This window comes from Paenibacillus sp. FSL H8-0537 (assembly GCF_038051995.1).
GTDB lineage: Bacteria > Bacillota > Bacilli > Paenibacillales > Paenibacillaceae > Pristimantibacillus.
This window is the reverse complement of the sequence record NZ_CP150290.1, coordinates 1492905-1514712: the sequence shown is the minus strand read 5'-3', so window position 1 is coordinate 1514712 and position 21808 is coordinate 1492905. Positions and strand designations below refer to the sequence as shown.

Annotated in this window: 20 protein-coding genes and 1 pseudogene; 11 read left to right on the top strand and 10 right to left on the bottom strand. The window is 46.4% G+C overall.

Annotated elements, in window-relative coordinates:
• Positions 1-164: 164 nt before the first annotated feature.
• The 3 genes from MHB80_RS06135 to MHB80_RS06125 all read right to left on the bottom strand — a co-directional run bounded on the left by MHB80_RS06135 (position 165) and on the right by MHB80_RS06125 (position 3054).
• Positions 165-1289: a response regulator gene (locus MHB80_RS06135; RefSeq protein WP_341281345.1), complete on the bottom strand. Its 1125-nt coding sequence runs from the start codon at positions 1287-1289 to the stop codon at positions 165-167.
• Position 1290: 1 nt separating this feature from the next.
• Positions 1291-2316 (bottom strand): histidine kinase, encoded by a 1026-nt coding sequence (locus MHB80_RS06130; protein ID WP_341281344.1) that lies wholly within the window; start codon positions 2314-2316, stop codon positions 1291-1293.
• 180 nt (positions 2317-2496) lie between these two features.
• Complete coding sequence (locus tag MHB80_RS06125; RefSeq protein WP_341281343.1) at positions 2497-3054, bottom strand: GbsR/MarR family transcriptional regulator; 558 nt, start codon at positions 3052-3054, stop codon at positions 2497-2499.
• A 298-nt stretch (positions 3055-3352) separates the two neighbouring features.
• Here MHB80_RS06125 and MHB80_RS06120 point away from each other — a divergent pair, with 298 nt between their 5' ends.
• The 4 genes from MHB80_RS06120 to serS all read left to right on the top strand — a co-directional run bounded on the left by MHB80_RS06120 (position 3353) and on the right by serS (position 7994).
• Positions 3353-4552 carry a glycine betaine/L-proline ABC transporter ATP-binding protein gene (locus MHB80_RS06120; protein ID WP_341281342.1) on the top strand — a complete coding sequence of 400 codons (1200 nt, stop codon included), beginning with the start codon at positions 3353-3355 and terminating at the stop codon, positions 4550-4552.
• Complete coding sequence (locus MHB80_RS06115; protein WP_341281341.1) at positions 4549-5385, top strand: proline/glycine betaine ABC transporter permease; 837 nt, start codon at positions 4549-4551, stop codon at positions 5383-5385. Before MHB80_RS06120 ends, MHB80_RS06115 begins: the two co-directional genes overlap by 4 nt.
• An 87-nt stretch (positions 5386-5472) precedes the next feature.
• Positions 5473-6318, top strand: coding sequence for a glycine betaine ABC transporter substrate-binding protein (locus tag MHB80_RS06110; protein ID WP_341282873.1), 846 nt, complete (start codon positions 5473-5475; stop codon positions 6316-6318).
• Positions 6319-6614: 296 nt separating this feature from the next.
• Positions 6615-7994 (top strand): serine--tRNA ligase, encoded by a 1380-nt coding sequence (serS, locus tag MHB80_RS06105; protein WP_341281340.1) that lies wholly within the window; start codon positions 6615-6617, stop codon positions 7992-7994.
• A gap of 255 nt (positions 7995-8249) precedes the next feature.
• Here the strand turns inward: serS and MHB80_RS06100 are convergent, their stop codons facing one another.
• Positions 8250-8762, bottom strand: coding sequence for an SRPBCC domain-containing protein (locus tag MHB80_RS06100; RefSeq protein WP_341281339.1), 513 nt, complete (start codon positions 8760-8762; stop codon positions 8250-8252).
• Positions 8740-9111 carry a metalloregulator ArsR/SmtB family transcription factor gene (locus MHB80_RS06095; RefSeq protein WP_341281338.1) on the bottom strand — a complete coding sequence of 124 codons (372 nt, stop codon included), beginning with the start codon at positions 9109-9111 and terminating at the stop codon, positions 8740-8742. The genes MHB80_RS06100 and MHB80_RS06095 overlap by 23 nt, the downstream gene beginning before the upstream one ends.
• Positions 9112-9734: 623 nt before the next feature.
• Between MHB80_RS06095 and MHB80_RS06090 the strand changes: the two genes are divergently transcribed.
• Both MHB80_RS06090 and MHB80_RS06085 read left to right on the top strand, forming a co-directional pair.
• Positions 9735-10616 carry an AraC family transcriptional regulator gene (locus tag MHB80_RS06090; protein ID WP_341281337.1) on the top strand — a complete coding sequence of 294 codons (882 nt, stop codon included), beginning with the start codon at positions 9735-9737 and terminating at the stop codon, positions 10614-10616.
• Positions 10617-10735: 119 nt separating this feature from the next.
• On the top strand, positions 10736-11140 hold the full coding sequence (locus tag MHB80_RS06085) for an IDEAL domain-containing protein (protein WP_341281336.1): 405 nt from the start codon (positions 10736-10738) through the stop codon (positions 11138-11140).
• A gap of 1053 nt (positions 11141-12193) precedes the next feature.
• Here the strand turns inward: MHB80_RS06085 and MHB80_RS06080 are convergent.
• Positions 12194-14212: a methyl-accepting chemotaxis protein gene (locus MHB80_RS06080; protein WP_341281335.1), complete on the bottom strand. Its 2019-nt coding sequence runs from the start codon at positions 14210-14212 to the stop codon at positions 12194-12196.
• A 170-nt stretch (positions 14213-14382) separates the two neighbouring features.
• Between MHB80_RS06080 and MHB80_RS06075 the strand changes: the two genes are divergently transcribed.
• The gene (locus tag MHB80_RS06075; protein WP_341281334.1) at positions 14383-14868 is read left to right on the top strand and encodes an SRPBCC family protein; all 486 of its coding nucleotides are present in this window, start codon (positions 14383-14385) and stop codon (positions 14866-14868) included.
• 309 nt (positions 14869-15177) lie between these two features.
• Positions 15178-16397: pseudogene (locus MHB80_RS06070) on the top strand (IS256 family transposase).
• A gap of 18 nt (positions 16398-16415) precedes the next feature.
• Here the strand turns inward: MHB80_RS06070 and MHB80_RS06065 are convergent.
• The 3 genes from MHB80_RS06065 to MHB80_RS06055 all read right to left on the bottom strand — a co-directional run bounded on the left by MHB80_RS06065 (position 16416) and on the right by MHB80_RS06055 (position 18262).
• Positions 16416-16607, bottom strand: a complete 192-nt coding sequence (locus MHB80_RS06065) for a transposase (protein ID WP_341281333.1) — start codon at positions 16605-16607, stop codon at positions 16416-16418.
• A 382-nt stretch (positions 16608-16989) separates the two neighbouring features.
• On the bottom strand, positions 16990-17493 hold the full coding sequence (locus tag MHB80_RS06060; protein WP_341281332.1) for a hypothetical protein: 504 nt from the start codon (positions 17491-17493) through the stop codon (positions 16990-16992).
• Positions 17480-18262 carry a hypothetical protein gene (locus tag MHB80_RS06055; protein ID WP_341281331.1) on the bottom strand — a complete coding sequence of 261 codons (783 nt, stop codon included), beginning with the start codon at positions 18260-18262 and terminating at the stop codon, positions 17480-17482. The genes MHB80_RS06060 and MHB80_RS06055 overlap by 14 nt, the downstream gene beginning before the upstream one ends.
• Before the next feature lie 693 nt (positions 18263-18955).
• Here MHB80_RS06055 and MHB80_RS06050 point away from each other — a divergent pair.
• The 3 genes from MHB80_RS06050 (at position 18956) to MHB80_RS06040 (ending at position 21198) form a co-directional block, all read left to right on the top strand.
• Positions 18956-19078, top strand: coding sequence for a hypothetical protein (locus MHB80_RS06050; protein WP_341281330.1), 123 nt, complete (start codon positions 18956-18958; stop codon positions 19076-19078).
• A gap of 305 nt (positions 19079-19383) precedes the next feature.
• Complete coding sequence (locus tag MHB80_RS06045; RefSeq protein WP_341281329.1) at positions 19384-19596, top strand: integrase core domain-containing protein; 213 nt, start codon at positions 19384-19386, stop codon at positions 19594-19596.
• Between the two features lie 141 nt (positions 19597-19737).
• Positions 19738-21198: an IS1182 family transposase gene (locus tag MHB80_RS06040; RefSeq protein ID WP_341277701.1), complete on the top strand. Its 1461-nt coding sequence runs from the start codon at positions 19738-19740 to the stop codon at positions 21196-21198.
• Between the two features lie 221 nt (positions 21199-21419).
• On the opposite strand, the gene cdiI is transcribed toward MHB80_RS06040, so the two are convergent.
• Complete coding sequence (cdiI, locus tag MHB80_RS06035) at positions 21420-21800, bottom strand: ribonuclease toxin immunity protein CdiI (RefSeq protein WP_341281328.1); 381 nt, start codon at positions 21798-21800, stop codon at positions 21420-21422.
• Positions 21801-21808 lie beyond the last annotated feature (8 nt).

Sequence of the window (21808 nt, the reverse complement as noted above, 5' to 3'; positions counted from 1 at the left end):
TAACAAACGGCTCTGAATCATAACTGAATCTTTTGTCGATTTTTAGTGAATTTTAACGAATTTAATTAAAATGGATGGAAACATCATAACCTTTCTCTATATTTTCAAAAACGCAAAAAAGCCACCTTTCTCTTAGGCAAAAGGCAGCTTCTTATGTTCTGTTATCAGGTTGCTTGCATGAGCGACTCATATCGGTCCACTAGCTCGGCATGCGGACAAGCTCCAAGCTCCCCAGCAGTACGCTTGCAAAACTGCTTAAATACCGTGCTCGCCTTAACCCGGTTGCCGCCTCTCATATAACAGCGGACGACGAGCCATAAAGCCGCCTCATCGTAAGGCTCCTTGTTTAAGTATTCGAGCGCATAATCCGTTGCTACAAGAATATCTCCTTGATTCAGCAGCTCCTCGATCAGCCGCTCCAAAACTAAGCATCCAATTAATCTATAGTGCTCACGCAGCCGATAAACCCAGACGCTATGAATATCCGTCAACACTTCCGCCATATATAAATTCACCGCCTGGCGGAGTAAAAATACGCTTCCCCTATCGACCGCTCGTTTTGCCAGCAGTTGAAATTCAAGAATATCGTTGGACATATGCTCAGCAGTCAAAATATACTTCTCCCGCAGCGATTTAATTCGAATCCGCCCGTCGAGCCCATTCCGCTTCAACAGCTGGCGGAGTTGATAAACGCAGGTATGAATGTATGCCCTTGCCTTCGCATCCTCCATTCCAGGGAACACATCATCTATAATTTTTTCCACGCGGCATTCTCGGTTCATCCATAAATACGCAAACAGCTCCTTCGTTTTCAGCACCTTCCATTTGACGGGACCTGCTGTCCCGTACAGATTCAGCTTGCCGAAGCATTGCACGTCGACTCTGTCTTTCTGCTGAACAGCCTCGGCGGCCATTTTATTCCTCCCGCTTCTACGTTGAAGCACGCGCTCCACCGTTCGCTGAAGCCGCTGCGGCGCTACTGGCTTCAAAATATAATCCTCCACATTAAGCTCATAAGCCTGCAGCGCATGAGTATCGAATGCCGTGACAAATACGGTAGCCGTCCCTGGGCAATTAGCGAGCATTTCCTCCGCGAATGTAAGACCAGAAATTTGCGGCATGTAAACGTCTACGAACACGACATCCGGCGGCTCGCGCTTGATAGCCGCAAGTCCCTCCACCGGATCATCATAAAGCTGAATGGAGCCGATTCCTTCACAGTTCGATAAATATTCCTTCATTTCCTCAAGTGCCCAATGCTCATCATCCACCACCGCAACATTCAACATGTTAATGCCCCCCCTGTGCTGGTATCAAAAAGGTAACGGTCGTGCCTCCACTTTCGCGGCGTCTAATATGCAGTTCCGAGCCAAAATGACGGAGCAGACGCTCGTTGGTATTCGCAAGCCCAATTCCATGACGCAGCTGCTGCCCACTTGGCAAACGCCTGCCTGGCGGCTGCTTTCTTATGCGCATAAAGCTTTCGAGCTGCTCCTCCGGAATACCGACTCCATCGTCCTTAATAATGACACGAATGCCCCCATGAACGTTGAGCGTAATAATGTCAACTCTGCCGCCAATGAGCTTGGCTGTAATGCCATGGCGAATGGCATTTTCCACCAGCGTCTGAATGATAAAGGGCGGCAGCTGAAACTGCGTCGCTCTGAGCTCGTAATTCACCTGCAGGCGACTGCCAAATCTCGCCTTCTCCAAGTCCAGATAGGCGTTAACGAGTGCAAGCTCAACCTTGAATGACACGGACTCCGCCTTATTCTCAAAATCAAAGCTGCTCCGCAAAAATTCACTTAGGCTGCGAAGCAGCCCTCTCGCTTCCTCCGCATTCCGCTTGCTGATGAAAATAATGGTTCCGATTGCATTAAATAAAAAATGCGGCTTAATCTTCGCGCGCAGCATCGCCAGCTCCGTCTCCACAAGCCCCGCCTCTGATTTTCTCAGCTGCAGGAGCATGCAGAGCTTTTGCGCAAGCTCTACAGCGGCGAAGGGCCGCAATAAATAATCATTCATTCCAGCTGTGTAGAGCCGCTCCAGTTGTTTTCTGGCTTGTATGTCCAGCAATAAAATTATGTATAGCTCCTTGCTGCCGCTTGCCTCACGAATCGCGCGGCACGCGGCTTCAGCATCCTCTGTCAGAGAAGCATCAATCAGACATAGATCCGCCTCGCCGCCTTGCTTGAACCAGAGCAAAGCATCCTCCAGCCTGCTCTGGGCCGAAATTTGTATATTTTGTTCCGTAAAACCAGTTGTAATAATCGCTCTTTCGATTACGCGGTCATGAACGAGAAGCGCATGAAGCACTGCAAATCCCCCATTCCAAATTATAGTAGATAAGAACGTCTAGTAACTATATCGGTTTTAGGTGCTTATCTTTACACTATGCCCTGCAGGGAGACGCAGAAAAGACCGGTTGCATTCAACCGGCCTTGCACGAAAGCTATGTTTTTTATACGAATGTTAGGTCGTGCGATATTCTGCTGCCTACTCTTCCTTCGGAATCAGCTTATAGATTTCTCCTGACTCAAAAGCATCAATGAGCCGTCCCAGCCATTTGTAATACGCGAGCGCTTCCTGAAGCTTCTGTCTGTCGCTTGCGAGCACATCAAGAAAGGCTTCGGAATGTCCCGGATTTACCTCCAGCTGTTCAATTTCCTTAAGAGAACGGGTTAGGGCAAGTACATTTTGCTCAGCAGCCTTCCTCCATTTAATAGAGAAAAAGTCTGTGAAGTTCTCATGCCAATCCGGCACCACCTCATACAAATCTTTGCGTGAGCCTTTGCCCCATACTTTATTGATCATTTTCAGATCGTATAATGTCCGCATTCCAGTGCTCATTGACGTTTTGCTCATTCCCATCGTAGCACTCATTTCGTCCAGCGTGACAGGCTCGCGGTTGAAATACATATTGCCATATAAATGCCCGATGGACAGCGTTATGCCATACAGATCCATGTTTTTGCCGATTGATTCAATGACGCGCCGGCGCGTCTTCAGCAGCTGCTGCTGCTGCTCTTCTGTTAATGCTGCAAGTTCATCCATGTCGTTCCTCCTGAGGAGTGGCGTGTCCCATTCATCCTACAACATGTATTGTAATCAAACGCCTAGGGTAATGTAAAGAAACATGTTGATATGAAAAAGGGAGTTATCAGGAGTATTCTGTACGAAAAGTTTGTAAAGTTATAACTGTACAAAGTATACAGGGGCTCACGCCTTTTGACCATTACATTGTTATCCAACTACACTTGTAAGCAGACGAACACTCGAAGCTTGGTGAAGGAGCGTTATGATAAAGCGTCCACCTCGCTTCCTGTGCCAAGGATCGTGGAGGGGGTACTACATGGCTATTATAGAAGCTAAAAAGCTGACCAAGATTTTCGGAGCGGACCCAAAAAAAGCAATACCGCTGCTGGATAAAGGCTGGTCAAAGGAAAAGATTCTAAAAGAAACGAAACTGACTGTCGGCGTGAATCAAGCCAATTTTTCGATAGAGGCCGGACAAATATTTGTCATTATGGGCTTATCGGGCAGCGGCAAATCGACGCTCGTTCGCTTATTGAATCGCTTAATTGAGCCTACGGGTGGACAAGTGCTGTTTAATGGCAAGGATGTGCTCAAAATGACGGCGGAGCAGCTCAGGCAGTTTCGGCGCAAGCATGTCGGGATGGTATTTCAGAAATTTGCGCTGTTCCCGCATCGCACGGTGCTGCAAAACATCGAATACGGCCTTGAAGTTCAGGGCATCAACAAGTCGAAGCGCCGGGAAATGGCGATTCAATCTTTAGAGCTTGTAGGCTTGAAAGGCTACGGCGACAGTTATCCCGAGCAGCTAAGCGGCGGGATGCAGCAGCGCGTAGGTCTTGCAAGAGGACTTGCCAGCGATCCCGAAGTGCTGCTGATGGATGAAGCGTTCAGTGCACTTGACCCGCTTATCCGCAAGGATATGCAGGATGAGCTGCTGGAGCTCCAATCGAAGATGAAAAAAACGATCGTCTTCATTACTCATGATTTGAATGAAGCGCTGCGCATTGGCGACCAAATTGCTCTAATGAAGGATGGCAGCATCGTGCAAATTGGCTCTCCGGAAGAAATTTTGATGCAGCCAGCCAATAAATATGTCGAGCGTTTCGTCGAAGACGTCGATTTGTCCAAGGTGCTCACCGCCTCCCATGTCATGGCGAAGGCCGAGACGATTACGAATGAGAGAGGACCGCGCGTTGCGCTCCAGCTCATGCGTGCCAGAAGCATTTCCAGCTTATATATGGTGGACAGGGAAATGCGCCTGCTTGGTGTCATTACGGCTGACGACGCTGCGAAGGCTTTGAAGGAAGGACTCTCGCTTGAATCGCTGACCCAGCGTGATGTTCCAACCGTATCGCCCGATACGCTGCTCAATGAACTGTTCGAGCTGATGGGCAATGCGAGATTGCCCGTTGCTGTCATCGGTGAAAATGGACGATTAAAGGGCATCGTTATTAAAGGCGCAGTGCTTGCCGCACTCGCAGGCAATACCGAAATAGAGGCAGGTGTTAAAGCATGAATATACCCAAAATCCCTTTAGCAGATTGGATCGGGGCGCTGGAAACATGGCTTGATACCCATCTCAGTCCGCTTTTCAAGCTTATTAAAGTGGTCGTTGGCGAAACGGTTGGCGGATTAAATACCGCACTCGACTTTTTCCCTGCGATTGTGCTGATTATTCTTTTTACCGCAGCAGCTTGGTTTCTCGGCAAATGGCGCATGGCGCTGTTTACGTTTGTCGGCCTGCTCATTATTGATAATCTCGGCTATTGGAGCCAGACGATGCAGACGCTGTCGCTCGTGCTGACCTCCGCCCTCATTTCAGTAGTGGTCGGTGTTCCAGTTGGCATTTTGTGTGCACGTAAAAATAGCATTCAAAATATTGTTACTCCGATTCTCGACTTCATGCAGACGATGCCGGCCTTCGTATACTTGCTGCCTGCCGTCTCCTTCTTCTCGCTTGGCGTCGTGCCTGGCGTCATCGCTTCAATTATTTTTGCGATTCCACCAACGATTCGGATGACCAATCTTGGCATTCGCCAGGTTCCGGAAGAGCTGACTGAAGCGGCTGATGCCTTCGGCTCTACACCGTCGCAGAAGCTGGTCAAGCTGCAATTGCCAATTGCGCTGCCAAGCATTATGGCGGGCATCAACCAGACGATTATGCTGTCGCTTTCGATGGTCGTTATCGCATCCATGATTGGCGCACAGGGCGTTGGCTCATACGTATACCGTGCGGTGACGCAGGGCAACACCGGCGTTGGCTTTGAGGCGGGGATCGCCATCGTTATATTGGCAATTATCCTCGACCGCTTGACTCAAAATGCGATTCGCCGCACGAAAAAGGCGTAAACCACTATATGTGCTCTCCGCCTTTAAGGCGGATTAGCTGTTAGATCAATCGAACTATTTTCAGAAGGAGTGTTATTGTTGAAAAAAATGAAAATGCTAGTTGCTGCCGTTATGCTCGCTGTTCTAATCGCCGGCTGTTCTTCCGCCGGAGGAAGCAAAGACATTACCCTGGCTTATGTCGCTTGGGATTCAGAAATTGCCAGCACCTATGTCGTAAAGGAAGTATTGGAGCAGAAGCTGGGCTATAAGGTTGAAATGCTGCAGGTTGATGCTGGACCGATGTGGGCTGGCATTTCCGACGGAAGCGCCGACGGAATCGTTGCCGCTTGGCTTCCAAGCACGCATGCCTCTTACGCTGACAAATACAAAGGGCAATATGAGGATCTAGGCGCTAATCTTGAAGGCACCAAAACCGGACTTGTCGTTCCCTCTTATATGGACATCAAAAGCATTGAGGACTTGAATGATACAACGGGTCCCGAGCTCGACTACAAAATTATCGGCATTGAGCCCGGTGCCGGACTTATGATGGCGTCGGAGAAAGTGATGGATGAATACGGTTTGCGTGACAAATGGACGCTGCTTGAAAGCTCGTCCGCTGCGATGTCGCAGGAGCTTCAGAAGGCGTATGACAATAAAGAGCCGATCGTTGTTACGGGCTGGACACCACACTGGATGTTCGCCAAGATGGATTTGAAATATTTGGATGATCCGAAAAATGTATACGGCGGAGCGGAGCAAATTCATACGATTGTGCGCAAAGGGCTGAAAGAGGACAAAGCGGAAGCTTACGCTTTCCTCGACAAGTTCAACTGGACGCCGGATGATATGGCGAAGGTTATGGTTGCTATTCAAGGCGGCGAAACACCGGAAGCAGCGGCCAAGGCTTGGGTTGAAGGCAACGCCGAGCTGGTTGATGCTTGGTTGAAATAATTTAATATGAAATAAATCAATCTTGCTTTCATCCGCAGCGCGCGCTATAATACATCTAATTTCATTACAACGACTTGCTGATGACGAGATTCCAACTCCGAGGCGTTCTCGTCAAGAGAGATGCATAGCGCTTCTCCTAAGTTAACCGGGCCCGCCCGTTATCGCGGAACCAAAGCGGATCGTTCGGCACTGCCGTCCGGTCAAGTTGGGTGGCACCGCGAGTTTAACGCTCCTCGTCCCAAAAGGATGAGGAGCGTTTTTGCGTTTTTATTTAAACGGCGAAGGAGCGCGGTAACATGCTGGACATGAAATGGATTCGCGAAAACAAAGAGCTGGTGCAGCAAGCAGCGGAGCATAAGGGGCTGGATTTTAACGTCCAGCAGCTGCTTGAAGCGGATACTCGCAGACGCAAGCTGCAGCAGCAGGCGGACGAACTTAGGCAGGAGCGCAATGCGCATTCGCAGCGCATTGCGAAGCTGATGCAGAGCGCAAATGCGAGGCGGGAAAAGCAAGGGGTAGCAGAGCAAGGGATAGAGCAGGAAAAAGAAACCGAGCAGGCCGAGCAATTGAAGCAAGCGGTAGCGAAAATTAATGAGCTGCTAAAGCCTTGCGAGGAGCAGCTGCTTGAAGCTGAGCAGCAATTCCGCAAGCTCATGCTGGAGGTGCCCAATCCGCCTTCGCCCGATACACCCATTGGCAAGTCGGATGCGGACAATGTGGAAGTGCGCCGAATAGGCAGCCTTCCGGCTCCCGCTTTTGCGCTGCGGGATCATCTGGAGCTCGGCGAGCTGCACGGCATGATCGATATGAGTCGCGGTGTTCGGACAGCAGGCTCGCGCAGCTACTATTTGAAAGGCGCAGGTGCCCTGCTGCACCGCGCCGTACAGCAGCTCGCGCTCGACTATTTGCTGGAGCGCGGATTTACGCTGCTTGATGTGCCTCTGATGGTGAGAGAGGAAGCGATGTACAATACGGGGTATTTCCCTGCGGGTACAGATTCGGCTTACCGCATTGACGGCGAAAATCGCTGGCTGATCGGGACGTCGGAAGTGCCGCTAGTCGCCTATTACGATAATGAAATCGTCGATGTTGCCGAGCCGATTCGGCTTACCGCAGCAACCGCCTGCTTCCGCAGCGAGGTCGGCTCGGCCGGACGTGATGTGCGCGGCCTCTACCGCGTGCATCAATTTGCCAAGGTTGAGCAGGTCGTGCTTTGCGAGGCCGATTCTGCCCGTTCGGAGGCGCTGCTCCACGAAATAACAGCGAATGCGGAACAGCTGCTGCAATTGCTGGAGCTGCCCTATCGGGTTGTTGCGGTATGTACCGGCGATATGTCGCAAAAAAATGTTAAGCAGTTCGACATTGAAACGTGGATGCCAAGCAGGCAAGCATATGGCGAGACTCATTCGTCGTCGAATGTGCATGATTTTCAGGCGCGGCGCTCGAATATTCGCTATCGCGATGCAGAGGGCAAGCTTCGCTACTGCCATACGCTTAACAATACGGCCGTCGCAACGCCGCGCATTCTTATCCCGCTGCTGGAAAATCATCAGCTGGAAGACGGATCGATCTATATTCCAGCAGCGCTGCGGCCCTACATGAACGGACTGGAAACACTGCTGGCTCCAGCCGCGCCTATGGCGGAATCGGCGCAGGAGCAGCACAGCCCGAAGTAAAGCATCAATATGCAGCCATCGCCATTAGGCTGGAGAATAAGGTGAAACGGCTGTCGTCGTCCTCTGGCGGCGCGGCGTGTTTCAGTCCGAAAAATATAGAGAATGGATCGAAAAATCACATCCGTTCCTATATTTAAAAAACAAGCGCTGCTTGAACGGCAGCGCTTGTCTCCTTTTATAGTTGAACAGCAGTCTGAAAGGCAGCGGGCAGATTGCTGACTCGCTTTATTTTTCCAAGCCATAATGACGTTACTTTTATTTCAGCTGTTCCAAGTATGCGACTAGGCGATCCGACGTTTCGCTAATGCCCTGCTCCATTCCCATTTCGACAACCGTTTTGAGTGCTTCCTCGGTTGGGTAGCGGGTCACGCTCACGAACTTGGTTTTGCCATCCTCCGTCGCTTCGAACGTCATGGTAATGTCACCAGACGGCATGTCCGCGGATTCATTGCCCTCGGCATCGGAGAAATAGTCGACATAGGCTATTTTTTCATACGTTACAATTTCCTTATATACGCCCTTGCCCCACGATTCAAAACCGTAAAAGTCCCCTTGGTTCTCGTCTACGCATTTCATGCAGTAATGCCATACGCCGCCTGGGCGGAAATCTACTGTGCAAGCTGATAAAATCCAGCCGTTCGGTCCCCACCAATGCTTCAAATGCTCTGCCGTCGAATGCGCTTCAAACACAAGTGTATGTGGTGCATCAAAAATCCGCTCCATCGTAAGTACCTGTCCTTCAACCTTAAAGCTTAATTTGTTCGTCATTGTGATTGCCTCCCGAATGTTCGTTTGTTTTGCGTTCCCGCTTCTTCAACTGCTGCAAGTAAATATCCAATTTGTCGAACCGCTCGCTCCATAGGCTGCGATACGTTTCCAGCCAGCTGTCCATCTCTTGGAGCGGCTCCACCCGAAGCTTGTAATAACGGCGATTGGCTGCTGCCTGCACCTCGACGAGCCCTGCTTCCAGCAAAATACGCAAGTGCTTGGAAGCTTGAGGCTGGCGAATGTGAAGACGATCCGCAATTTCTCCGACCGTCAAGGAACCGTCCACGAGCAGCTCCATGATCCGTAGACGTGTCGGGTCGGATAATGCGCCGAATGTCGTAGCATCCATAAAACCGCGTCCTTTAATGGCGCTGTTAAGATCAAAGGGAAGTCAGCGCTATGAAGGTGCTTTCGTTTCCCTGAATTGAATATACCATTAAGGGAATATTCCCGTCAAGGAATAATTAAAATCAGCCGAGCATGATTGGCATACTTTAATTCTGCACAAAAAAAGCCGCTAACAAGCATAAAACTTGTTACCAGCTCATGTATAAAGAACAAAAAGGAGCTGCAAACGCTTACGTAGCTGCCGTCTCCCGCCGTAGGCAGAAACCAGCCAAATTCTATCTCTTTATGATCATTAAGATTACTCACCATTTTGTTCTCCTTTACGGGTATGTCGCTGAAGCCGTGAGTAGCCCGTATCTCCAGTTCGTCTGGCAGATGCTTATGGTACATCCAGCTGTCCGGCCAATAACCAACAATTTTAGTAGGAATAGTTGTATTTGCATCATAACAATCAACCGTTAGCGGGTCAATGTCATTTCGCGGCGTATTAAACTTGTCATTTTGTGATGTCGAATCATTTGCTATACTGAGGAAGGTTATCTATTTTCACAGCGCTAGTTAAGTAAAACTAGAATAATAGATTGTAGGACAAGCACGTTTAAACATGGAAAAAAGGGGGTATTAATGATGAGACCGAATATGCGTGAGGACCATCATGAATGGCTGGAAATCTATCATTTCACGCCTTCTGCTTTCGAGAAATCGGGAGCCGCATGGCCGATTCGGGTCGGGACGAATATCGCCAAGCCGAATTATCATATCGGCCCACGCGTGGCGCCTTACTATTATTTGCTAGGCGTGCTGGAGGGGCAGGGAACGTTCCTTCAGGGCAACATGGCGTACACGCTGCGGCCAAATGATCTGTTCTGCCTGTTCCCGCAGGTTACCCATGAATATTTCACCTTGGCGGAGGAGCCGCTGCACAAAATCTTTTTTGCCTTTGACGGCAAGAAAGCGCTTCAGCTATTGGCTCGGCTCGGGCTTGGCCCACAAACGCCTCATGCACCCGGCGCACTGACACCACAGGCTGCCGAGTTTATGCAGCAGCTTTTGCAGCTCGTCAGCCACTCCGGTTCGCCAAATACCGATCTGGCACGGCTTAGCCTTTTTCACCGTATATGGGATGAGCTTGTATCCTCCGCTTCTCCTGCTGTTCCCCGCGACCATCGCAGTATTGGCTGGCTGCAAAAGGGGCTGGAGTATATGGAGATTCATTATGCGGAGGGCATTACCGTGGAGAGCGTCTCAAGCTACGTCGGGGTAAATCGCACGCATTTCACTAAACAATTCAGTAAAGCATACGGCATAACACCGGTCCAATACATCCAGCGGTTAAAAATGGGAGAAGCCACGCGGCTTCTGGTGCAGACCAGCTATACGTTATCGGAAATCGCCAGCTCCATCGGCTTCCCCGACCTCTTTTCTTTTTCCAAAGCTTTTAAGAAAAATATGGGGGTTGCGCCCAAGCAATACCGCTCACAGCTCATTAGCGTGCAAAGAGAGTAACGATTGACAGCTGTAACTGTATAAATTATAATTACAGTATTATCATTGTTAAATTGTAATGGATTTTGAAATAAGCAGGCATAATTGCAGGTTCCATTAAACGACAGGTGGTGACTGGAATGATTAATGAGATGATAATTAAACCGGGTGACTGGATGAACGGAACGACTGGAAATGGCGAGCTAATGCTTGGCTTTGTAGAAAGCGTTGATGCTTCCCACGGCACGGTACGGCTATATGTAACGGCATGCGATAACGAGCTTGCCATCGGCAGAACGATTACGCTTGCGGCTTCACAGGTTAATTCACTGCGTTCTTCACCGCTGTATACGGTGCAGCAGTTGACGCAACTAATCGACCTGGCGCTTGCAACGAACGATGAAGCTTGGTTTAATGAGCTTTCGGCCATGCTCGTCACTTTGAACAATGGCAAATTGCCGCAGGACAGCTCCCTGCCAAACGCCCATACCAAGATTTTCAACCGTCTGGGCATTTCGGTTAATGGAGATGCGAACGGCTTGTAACACATAGAGGTAAAAAAGTTCATCGTCGGCGCTTGCGCGCCGGCTGAAGATGGAGATGAAGCGTTCCTTCGGGGACGCTTTATTTTTTTTGGAATGTGGTAAGGGCTTGTAGGGAACGATCGGGGTGAGCTGGAGTATCGGCAGGATCAGCGGTATCGGCGGCGGAGTTCATGATTAATTTGGGGTTGTATTGTTTTCTGCCATCCCTTACGATGAGAGAAATAATGTAAGAGAAATAGGTAAAGGAAATATACAAAGGACTGGTGCGAATGTGAAGCTCCCATGAAATCCTGGGGGATTCGCACCTCAAAATTTGTCGAAAACGACCCATTTTCATGAGAATGGGTATAAGTCAATATTTGTTTCAGACTTTTTTAGCATTACTTTATTTGAAAATGTACCGGACGAATGCCTGCCCGGCATCATTCATGGGCATTTTCGCTGTCGCACTCCGTATGGGGTACGTGGATTGAAACATCCATAAATACGACACAAGGGATCTTCTTCGCGTCGCACTCCGTATGGGGTGCATAGATTGAAACTCTCCCTACGTTTACCGCTAATATCGTAATATTTGTCGCACTCCATATGGGGCGCGTGGATTGAAGCTGCCTAACCGCACCTATCTTTTCATCCGAAAACAGTCGCACTTAAATAGATTTGGTGGACACAGCAGCAGCTATTTCGACAGAATCGCGGGTTATGGCACAGGCTGCGGACTCAGGAGACGCTAATGTGCTGCAGATGATCAATCCGACGAAATAATGAGGGCAATAGCGGCTTTCCTGTCCGCTTACGGTCTAAATTCAGTTTAAAAGCCAAAATAGCGGAAACTCAGTCCTTGAAAAAAGAGTGAGTAGCCTAAGCCGCGTACTCTTAGCAAAACTCGCAGGCATTGAGAGCTCGAAAGTTATACCGATCTACTTGCGCCATCAACAAAAACCGTTCCTTTCGTTAATGGCAGGCTAAGCTTGCCTTTAACAAAGAAACGGTTTTTTGTCGTTTTACCTATTTTCTTTTACCTTTAGCTCTCACCTTTTACCGATCAACCTTCTATAGCTTAAATTGATCAATTTGTGTGCGAAGCTTCTCTGCCATGTTAGCGAGCTCCGCCGAGGAGGAAGCGACTTCCTCCATTGATGCCATTTGCTGCTGTGCGGCAGCCGATACATTTTCAGATTCAGCAGCGGTTTCGCTGGCGGAATCGGCAATATGACGAATGGAGTCAACCAAGCTTCCTGTACCAGAGACGATTTCCTCAGCTGCGGTCGAAACACTTCGAATGCTGTCTGCAACCTGTTCCACAGATGAGCGAATATGCGTAAATAACTCATTCGCCGCTTCTCCGGCTTGTTTGCCTTGGGCTGCTTGCTCAACTGTCTGTTCAGACGCGTGAAGGGTCCGCTTAATCTCAAGCTGAATGCTGCCAATGAAGCCGGCAATTTGCTCTGCGGATGCCATCGACTGTCCAGCCAGCTTCCGAATTTCATCAGCAACGACAGCAAAACCTCGCCCAGCTTCACCAGAGCGCGATGCTTCAATCGCCGCATTCAAGGAGAGAATATTCGTCTGGCGAGCGATGTTGCTGATGCTGCCCACAACCTCGCCAATTTTAGCGGACAAGCCGCTAAGATCTTGAATCGTGCCGGACAACTCGCGAATGCCGAGCTCCATCTCGTCCATTTTTCCACCAAGCTGATTCATAGCGGCTGAGCCGTCTGTTGCCAGGGTAGAGGCCTCAGAGGCAATGGCAGATACATCTGAGCTATGTGCAGCAACACCGTTAATTTGCACAGCAATATTTTCCGCTGCATCGCTGCCATCTTGTACGCTCGACGTTTGCCGCTCCGAGCTTTCGGCCACGACCATAATCGCCTCGGAAATGCTCTGCGCTGCATGAGCACCTTGATCAGCACCTGCCGCAAGCTGCTTCGCAGACTCCGTCAATTGCTCGGATAAGCCTGCAACGCCCTTCATTAATTGATGCATTTGATCTCCTGCTGCATTAAAAGAATGAAGAGCCACGCTAATATCGTTTTTGCCTTTGGTCGGAATGCGATACGTGAGATCGCCTTGTGCCAGCAGATCAATTCCGTGTGTCAATTGACGGATAGGATGCACAATTCTGAGCGCTATCAAAATGCTGAGCAGCAACGCTCCCACAACAATGATCAGCCCTACGATTATTATGAGCTTCAGCAAATCATTAACCGATTTTAAAAACTCGCTTTCATGCACATAGGTGATAACGATCCAATTGAGATCCGTTTTGGTTAAATAGGATAACTGGTCGACCCCTGATTCATGGAAATGAATGGCCTTGTAATTGCCCTGAATCGCATCAGCGAATCCTTCATCCAGTACAGGGTTGTTCAAATCGGCAATCTTATTGTTTAATATAAAGGACTCATCCGGATAATAAATAAACGTTCCATCCGCAGTCGTCAAAAGCGCTCTTCCCGTCTCGCCTTGCTCAAAGCGAGCAATGTTATCGACAACCTCACTAATCGGATATCCTGCTGTATAAAAGCCAACGGGCTGACCATCCTTCATTATAGGAGCACCAATACCAACGCCAAGCTGATTATCTACTTTAGAAATAATCGGGTCAGAGACGTAAGCGCGTCCTGCCTGAATCTCTTTTACATAGGGACGCTCAGATAAGTCATATTCCTTGCCGGTCGAATCAATTGCAAGCTTTCCCGTCGTATCAGCCGAATACAAAATCGTTGTGAATTCAGGATGCAGCTTCTGTGACTTGGCAAGCAAGTCGATATGCTTCTGTTTGTCATCGCCTAGCTCTGCTCCTTGCTCCGCAAGCATTTTAATGATGGTCTGCTTCTCTTTCATTCTGCTGTCAACTTCCTTGGCCAGCAGCCTCGTATTCAACTCCATTTGCTTCTCCGATTGGCTCCTGACCTCATTAGAGGTGGGAGCATAAAACGTAAACGACAGTACCGAAACACAGACAATGACGATAAGCAGTGTAGATAGCACAATTCGCCCGGCTGTCTGACGGAGGGAACAGAATGTGAGTAGTGCGCGAATAAAACGCGAGTTTTTTAAAGCCATGAGTTATCCCCTTTTTTTAACAATGATTTTTGTTTAGTAACTATATCGGTAAAAGTATGAGACTTATTAATCAGTCCGACACTTTTTCGACAAATTTCTACCCGCTGGTTCGATTACAGCCCTAGCTCCTCCCAACAAATACCATTTTAACAATAACGGAGGATTTTCTAATGTCGCAAAACCATTCAGCTAGCAGCCCTACTACTGCGGTCAATGGACCGGAGCTTACCGTGACCAGGCTGTTCAAAGCATCCCGTGAGCTTGTATTCAAAACCTGGACAGAGGCCGCGCATTTGCAGCAATGGTGGGGGCCCGAAGGCTTTACCATTACAATCCAGCAGATCGATGTAAGGCCGGGCGGAGTATGGAGCTACATTATGCATGGCCCTGACGGTGTTGATTATGATAATAAAATTTCATACCTTGAGGTTGTAAGCCCCGAGCGGCTCGTTTACTCCCATGACGATCATGAGGATGCCGAGCACTTTCGGGTAACGGTTACGTTTGCGGAACAAGATGGCGAGACCGAGCTGACCATGCGTTCACTGTTCAAATCTGCGGAGGAATTAGAGAAAGTAGTCAAAGAATATGGAGCTATCGAAGGCGCAAAATCGACGCTTGAGCGTCTTGCGCAGCAGTTGGCAACATTGGTTTAGAGACAAACATATCCCTAAAATTCTAACAGAAAAAACAGGTCAATTATCTGACCATAATCGACCTGTTTTTTAGCGTTATTTAGGTTATACTTTTCAAGCATTTGATATGCCTACAAATAAATTGCCGAAATCTTCATACGGGCATTACACGGGTTAGATGTGTTATTGGTTAAATGATGGATTCATTCGGCACTAGGTAGCCCCCATATAATTATTTTTCGTAGTACTAACCGAGTCTGTAAAATATTCTGTGTAAACTCTCAAACCCGATTACAATAGAAGAAAGGCTGGTTTGAGAGGATGGCACCGATGGCGAGATTCAATAAGGAACAAGTGAAGGCATTTGTGAAGGAAAACAACCTCAAAACGATGGAAGATGTACAGTCGGCCTTGAAGGAGCTATTTGCAGAGACGCTGCAATCCATGCTGGAGGCTGAGCTCGATACGGAGCTCGGTTATGAGAAGCATGATGTGAAAAGCAAAGCGACACGCAATAGCCGGAACGGGAAAACGAAAAAGACCGTAACAAGTGAATACGGCGAGGTGGAGATTGCCGTCCCTCGTGATCGTCATGGCGAGTTTGAGCCCGTGATTGTGAAGAAGCACCAATCCACCGTCACCGGTATTGAGGATCAAATCATCGCGATGTACGCGAAAGGTGTCAGCACAAGGGATATTGGGGACCATCTCCACCAACTATACGGGATAGACGTCTCTCCCGCGATGATTTCGAACGTGACGAACAAAATCGTCCCCTCATTAAAGAATGGCAGAATCGGCCGTTGCAGGGCAACTACGCGGTCGTATTTATGGATGCGATTCATTACAAAGTGAAGCAAGACGGAGCCATTGTGAACAAGGCAGCCTACATGGTCATTGGCATTGATTTAGATGGCAATAAGGACGTATTAGGCATGTGGATTGGGGAAAATGAGTCCGCTAAATTTTGGCTCAGTGTCTTAAACGAGCTTAAAAACCGGGGTGTACAGGACATTCTGATCACCTGTGTGGATAACCTCACGGGCTTCTCTCAGGCGATCTCGGCCTGTTATCCGAACACCGAGATTCAGAAATGTATCATTCACCAAATCCGCAACTCCATCCGTTACGTTTCGTACAAGGATCTGAAAAAGGTAACGGCTGACTTAAAGCCGATCTACAAAGCGGTCACTGAAGAAGCAGCCTTACTCGAATTAGATCGCTTTGAAGAACAATGGGGAAGCAAATACCAGCTCATGGTGCGCTCTTGGCGTACCAACTGGGATGAACTCGCCACCTATTTTAAATATCCACCTGAGATTCGCAAACTCATTTATACGACCAATATGATTGAGAGCTACCACCGTCAGCTTCGGAAAGTGACAAAGGGAAAAAGCATTTTCCCCACCGTCGAGTCCCTCCTCAAAATGCTTTATTTGGCGACCATGGACGTGACCCGAAAGTGGACAGGACGTGTGCAGAATTGGGGACAAATGCTCCTCCAACTCTCCATCTTTTTCCCTGAACGGATCAGTCAGCACCTGCGTTAATTTTTGCTTCAAGAGTGTTTACACAAAATTATTGACAGACCCAGGAAAAAAGGCTTGTCCACCATCTTGTTTGATTTCGGATACCCACCGATACACGGTATTGACGTGCAGCCCTAATTCCTCTGCAACCTGAAGGGCGGTTTTCCCCTCTTCTTGAATCATCTGAACGACTTGTCTTTTAAATGCTTGATCGTAATGTTTCTTTGTCACTTCGTTCACCTCGAATTAGAATAGGTCTATTTTATCCGATTCTCGGTTCTCCGTGTCTACTTTTTAGTCTAACAACACTCTCGGTGTATCTTTACACATCCCCTAAGTTGTAATCTTGAACTTGGAAATAAGAACGTGATAATTGTTATACCAATTACCACCATTTTATCAATTGCTTTGCGCTCTGTTAGAATTACCACCGCTTGATACTGTATCTTGTTCTTCATCATGCTGTAGATGATTAACAAGCCTTCTCATTACGCATACTCATCTAATTTACGATGGTAATACTCGTAGAATAGCGGATTCCTTTGCTTTTTACGTAAGCGCAAAACAGCTCCCACCTTGTTTGCAAGATGCGAGCCGCTTTACGCTTACATTTTCATAAAATGATGATCCTATAATCTCTATCTGTAATAATAAACTTGTCATTAAAATCTATAGATAAACCTTCATATTTTTCGACAAGCATTTCATTAAGTGTTAATATATCTGACCCTTCCCGAACATACAAATATAGTTCGTTAATATTTCGATTCATAGGATCAAGATGCATCTCAACCTTCATAATATCATTTAAATTTCTTTCAATAGTAGTTATTTTGTATACTATTTTCTCGACATCTTCTTCCACATTAGTGTCGTTTCCAAACATTTCACCAAGTGATGAATAGTTCAGTTGTCCCCTTCTAAATATTTCCACTAACCCTATAACTAACTCCTGAAATGAACTTTCCGAAAATTTCACCTTTAACAATTCCCACGAGTTATCAAACATCCAACTCATATCATTGGGATCATTATCACTATCGTCCAAAATTCCAATAACTACAGGTTTTCTATAAAGAAATTTCGAATTAATTCTTTCATCATTATTTAAAAACACTAAAATCCCCTCCCATCTTCTCTGCCATTTTACTATATAGTATATCCCATACTGCCTCTGTGTTACCTTCTTTAAATAATGCTTGAACCATAGGGTCACTGGAAAGTTCTCTTTGTGTTTGTTTAAAAACTTTCTCAACATCCAGTGGATGTATCGCCCATCCACCAGTTCCTCTCTTAATACTAAACGTTACCCCATTTGGAGTCACAGCTCTTATTTCTGCCATATCGAAATATACCACTGTTTCTAGGTCAGCAATACTAAACCTACTGCTACTAGGGTGATTATGAGTAAATGTTGTATCCTTTGCTATATCTTTATAAGAAGAAAGATCGATTTTTGCTTGTTCCCCATCAGAGATTAATCTACCAATCACATTGCCGTCTTTATCGAAAAACAGACCATGCTCTAACGGCTCATTTCTAATACCGTCTTCCAAATATTTAACTGTTGGAGGTGCTTTATCTACTTTCCCTATACTTGATAGTAAATTTTGACCACCCGAACCCTCACTTACTATACCTATCTTAGAATCTGCACTATTAGATTTCCCAGTCCCCTCAACTTCTCGCTTCAGCCGCTCCATCTCTTCCAAATATCGTTTCTGCACGTCTGTTTTCGGGACTTCAATTGGCGACTTGTCGTTGGGAAATGAGTCCATGAAATGTATCCCCTCAGGGGTCACAAGCCGATTGCCAAATCCTAGTCCTCGGCCACTTCCTGCCCCCTCCGGTTTAACCTCTGGGCTTTTCGGTACCGTCGGTTCCATTCCTCCTGGCCCCTTCACTTTAACCGAGAACAATAAGCCGAGCACTCCGATTACATCCTGCACATGCTCCTTGGAATTCGGATTTTCTGGGGCAAACGCCCCCTGCACCATTCCGGTTAAGCCCAAACTCAAATAATCCAAATACGCAGACACCGACTCATTCCGATTCGCCGTCCGATCAACATGTTCCTCCCATAGCGCTCCGGGTACACTGATCAAGCCCATCGTCGCATTGTTAAAAAAATCATAGACCGAGTCGTTGCTCTTGTTCGCTCTATCAACGTGAGCATTATATAAACGCTGGAGGGAGACCTATGCTAAGTACGGTGAGGATAGCTTGCTAGAAGAGCGCAGAGGCATCGGAAGCACAGGCAGACGATCGAAGAGTGAATCGTCAGCAGAAGAGAAGCTGACGCTCGGACTAAACTCCTCGAAGCGGAAAATGAACTTTTAATAAAGCTAGAAGCGCTCGAAAGGCGAAGCAGTAAGGAGTTGAAGCCTTCCGAGCGCTTTCAGCTCATTAACTAGACGATTCGCAAGCATGACTTACGACGTTTAACACGCTACTTATGTGAAATTGCCGAAGTAAGTACAAGCGGCTATTACCGTTGGCGCAGCACTGAAGAAACGCGCCAACTGCGTGAGATAGCCAATCAAAACGACTTAGAGCTTATTAAGGAGCATTTTGTAGCTTTGAATTGTAAAGTAGGTGCATTGGTCATTAAAATGCGGCTAGAGAACCTGAATGGCATTGTCATGAATCATAAAAAGATTCGTCGTATGCGTAAGTTCGGGTTAGTAGCTACGATCCGTTAAGCCAATCCCTATCGAAAAATGGCGAAAGCGACGCAAGAACATCGTACATGTTCTAATCTTCTGGAGCGCAAGTTCGATCAAGGAGAACCCGAGAAAGTCCTACTTACCGACATTACATACATGCGCTATGGCAGTGGTCAGTGGGCGTATCTTTCTTGTGTGAAGGATGGTGCTACGAGGCAGATTTTGGAGCACTATCTCTCTTGTTCTTTGGAGTTATCATGGGTTGAACGGACAAAACTCGCTTACTCAAACGACTGGACGGCAATATTCATCCTGATGCCATCTTCCATTCCGACCAGGGTATGCACAATACACACCCTAAAACCCGCCTCCTCATTGCTGAAACTGGGTTTAAACAGTCGATTTCTCGTAAGGGAAACTGCTGGGATAATGCGTCTATGGAGACGTTTTTTGGTCATATGAAGGACGAGCTTAACTACAAAGACTATAAATCTCTTAAAGAGCTACGTTTACGGGTCAATGCCTACATGACCCACTACAATTTCGAACGCTAGCATTGAAAGATGACTCCTGATGAATTCGAGGCCACTGAAAAAGTCCACACCTTAGAAATAGAATACCTTTCCTCGATTTTGCGAGGAAGGGTATTCTGTTTTGCTGTATAATAGCTGTAATAATTCTAGGCGGTGTCTCGGATGATTTCAAATCAACAAACTCTTAACCTCAGCCCGTATGTGGGAATTTACGATATAGTTGTACCTAAAGATAATATGCTCCGCCAAATTATTGACCTTGTTGATTTTTCTTTTGTCCATGAAGAATTACAAAATAAATATTGCCTTGATAACGGTCGCAATGCAGTACCTCCTATACGTATGTTCAAATATTTATTATTGAAATCTATTTTCGATGTATCCGATGTGGATGTTGTAGAACGATCGAAATATGACATGTCTTTTAAATATTTCTTGGATATGGCGCCGGAAGATGGCGTCATTAATTCGAGTTCTTTAACGAAGTTTCGAAAACTTCGTTTGAAAGATGTAAACCTACTAGACATACTTATTCAAAAAACAGTAGCGATTGCATTGGAAAAAGAAATCATAAAAAGTACCGCGATTATTGTAGACGCCACACATTCAAAAGCGCGTTACAATCAAAAATCACCCAAAGAGATTTTAATGGAGAAGTCCAAGCTGCTACGAAAAGCCGTTTATCAAATGGATGAAAAGATGAAAGATAAATTCCCTTCAAAAACAACAACAAACAAATTGGAAGATGAATTGGACTATTGCCGAAAAGTCATTCAGGCTGTGGAAAAGGAAGAAAAGATTCGCGAATACCCAAAAGTAAAAGAAAAGCTGAACTATTTAAAAGAAATCGTAGAAGATCACGAAGAGCATCTTCAATTCGCAAATGATCCGGATGCACGTTTAGGTCACAAAACAGCCGACTCCTCTTTCTTCGGATATAAAACACATCTTGCAATGAATGAAGAACGAATCATTACAGCAGCGGTGATTACGACGGGTGAAAAGAATGATGGAAAACAACTTCAAACTCTCATCGAAAAAAGTCATGACACAGGTATGAAGATCGATACCGTTATTGGAGATGCAGCCTATTCTGAAAAAGATAATATTCAGTATGCCAATCACAACGAATTACAATTAATATCAAAATTAAACCCTAATATCACACAAGGAACTCGTAAAAAAGAAGAGGAATTTGAGTTTAATAAAGATGCAGGTATGTACGTTTGTAAAGCTGGACATATGGCGATTCAAAGAGCGCGCACAGGTAAGAAAGGTATGAATAATAACCAAAAGAATACCTACATGTTTGACATTGAAAAATGCAAAGTATGTCCAATGAAAGACGGGTGCTATAAAGAAGGTGCGAAAAGTAAAACCTATTCTGTAACCATCAAATCCACCGAACATAAGGAACATGAGGCATTTCAAAATAGTGATGATTTCAAGGAGAAATCGAAAGAACGTTATAAAATTGAAGCGAAAAACAGTGAACTCAAGCATAGACACGGGTATGATGTTGCATCGTCCTCGGGTCTTGTTGGCATGCAAATGCAAGGTGCCATGGCCATATTTTCTGTTAATCTCAAGCGAATCATTACACTCATGAAAGATTCAAAGTAAAAGAATAAAGAGAAAGGCGATATTCCGTTCCAATGTGAACGAAATTTCGCCTTTTTGATTTAAAACAAATCTTAACAAATTATAAACGTAAGTTTTTCAGTGGCCTCGATGAATTCAGAAGCCATCTCCTAGCTGCCTAAGACTATGAGAACCGTTTTTTAAAACTGTCCATAAATGAGGTTACAGTTCAGGAGGCTAACTCGCATTGTGGCTTTTTGAGCTTATAAATTTAACTTTTCCTTGATTTGGGCTAAACAACTTTCAACTAATTCAATTTTTTGAGGATGTCCTGATAGATAATTCCGAGCTACTTTAACTAAGTAATCAAAAAACAGCTCATTATCCACAATTGCATACACTTCTACGCTAGTCACTGGGGGAGTTGTTGTAAAATTCACTCCGCTATCTCCAAAATACTCTTCATCATAGGGAGTGCATTCTGCGGCAAAATAGCAGCTGGTATAACCAATACCAAATCCTTTACCCTGTTTAAATTCATTAAGAGCATCTAAAAAATAGCCATCCCCTAAAGTACTATAATATGCCTCCATATTCATAATCTTTTCCTGTACATCTTCTACATAATAAATTTCATCATCCATATTATTCA

What these genes read in the sequence shown, in the direction of transcription:
- MHB80_RS06135 (WP_341281345.1), bottom strand. Translation starts at nt 1,289, where the DNA reads ATGTTGAATGTTGCGGTGGTGGATGATGAGCATTGGGCACTTGAGGAA.
- MHB80_RS06125 (WP_341281343.1), bottom strand. Translation starts at nt 3,054, where the DNA reads ATGGATGAACTTGCAGCATTAACAGAAGAGCAGCAGCAGCAGCTGCTG.
- MHB80_RS06120 (WP_341281342.1), top strand. Translation starts at nt 3,353, where the DNA reads ATGGCTATTATAGAAGCTAAAAAGCTGACCAAGATTTTCGGAGCGGAC.
- MHB80_RS06115 (WP_341281341.1), top strand. Translation starts at nt 4,549, where the DNA reads ATGAATATACCCAAAATCCCTTTAGCAGATTGGATCGGGGCGCTGGAA.
- MHB80_RS06110 (WP_341282873.1), top strand. Translation starts at nt 5,473, where the DNA reads ATGAAAATGCTAGTTGCTGCCGTTATGCTCGCTGTTCTAATCGCCGGC.
- serS (WP_341281340.1), top strand. Translation starts at nt 6,615, where the DNA reads ATGCTGGACATGAAATGGATTCGCGAAAACAAAGAGCTGGTGCAGCAA.
- MHB80_RS06100 (WP_341281339.1), bottom strand. Translation starts at nt 8,762, where the DNA reads ATGACGAACAAATTAAGCTTTAAGGTTGAAGGACAGGTACTTACGATG.
- MHB80_RS06095 (WP_341281338.1), bottom strand. Translation starts at nt 9,111, where the DNA reads ATGGATGCTACGACATTCGGCGCATTATCCGACCCGACACGTCTACGG.
- MHB80_RS06090 (WP_341281337.1), top strand. Translation starts at nt 9,735, where the DNA reads ATGATGAGACCGAATATGCGTGAGGACCATCATGAATGGCTGGAAATC.
- MHB80_RS06085 (WP_341281336.1), top strand. Translation starts at nt 10,736, where the DNA reads ATGATTAATGAGATGATAATTAAACCGGGTGACTGGATGAACGGAACG.
- MHB80_RS06080 (WP_341281335.1), bottom strand. Translation starts at nt 14,212, where the DNA reads ATGGCTTTAAAAAACTCGCGTTTTATTCGCGCACTACTCACATTCTGT.
- MHB80_RS06075 (WP_341281334.1), top strand. Translation starts at nt 14,383, where the DNA reads ATGTCGCAAAACCATTCAGCTAGCAGCCCTACTACTGCGGTCAATGGA.
- MHB80_RS06055 (WP_341281331.1), bottom strand. Translation starts at nt 18,262, where the DNA reads ATGGAACCGACGGTACCGAAAAGCCCAGAGGTTAAACCGGAGGGGGCA.
- MHB80_RS06045 (WP_341281329.1), top strand. Translation starts at nt 19,384, where the DNA reads ATGCACAATACACACCCTAAAACCCGCCTCCTCATTGCTGAAACTGGG.
- MHB80_RS06040 (WP_341277701.1), top strand. Translation starts at nt 19,738, where the DNA reads ATGATTTCAAATCAACAAACTCTTAACCTCAGCCCGTATGTGGGAATT.
- cdiI (WP_341281328.1), bottom strand. Translation starts at nt 21,800, where the DNA reads ATGGATGATGAAATTTATTATGTAGAAGATGTACAGGAAAAGATTATG.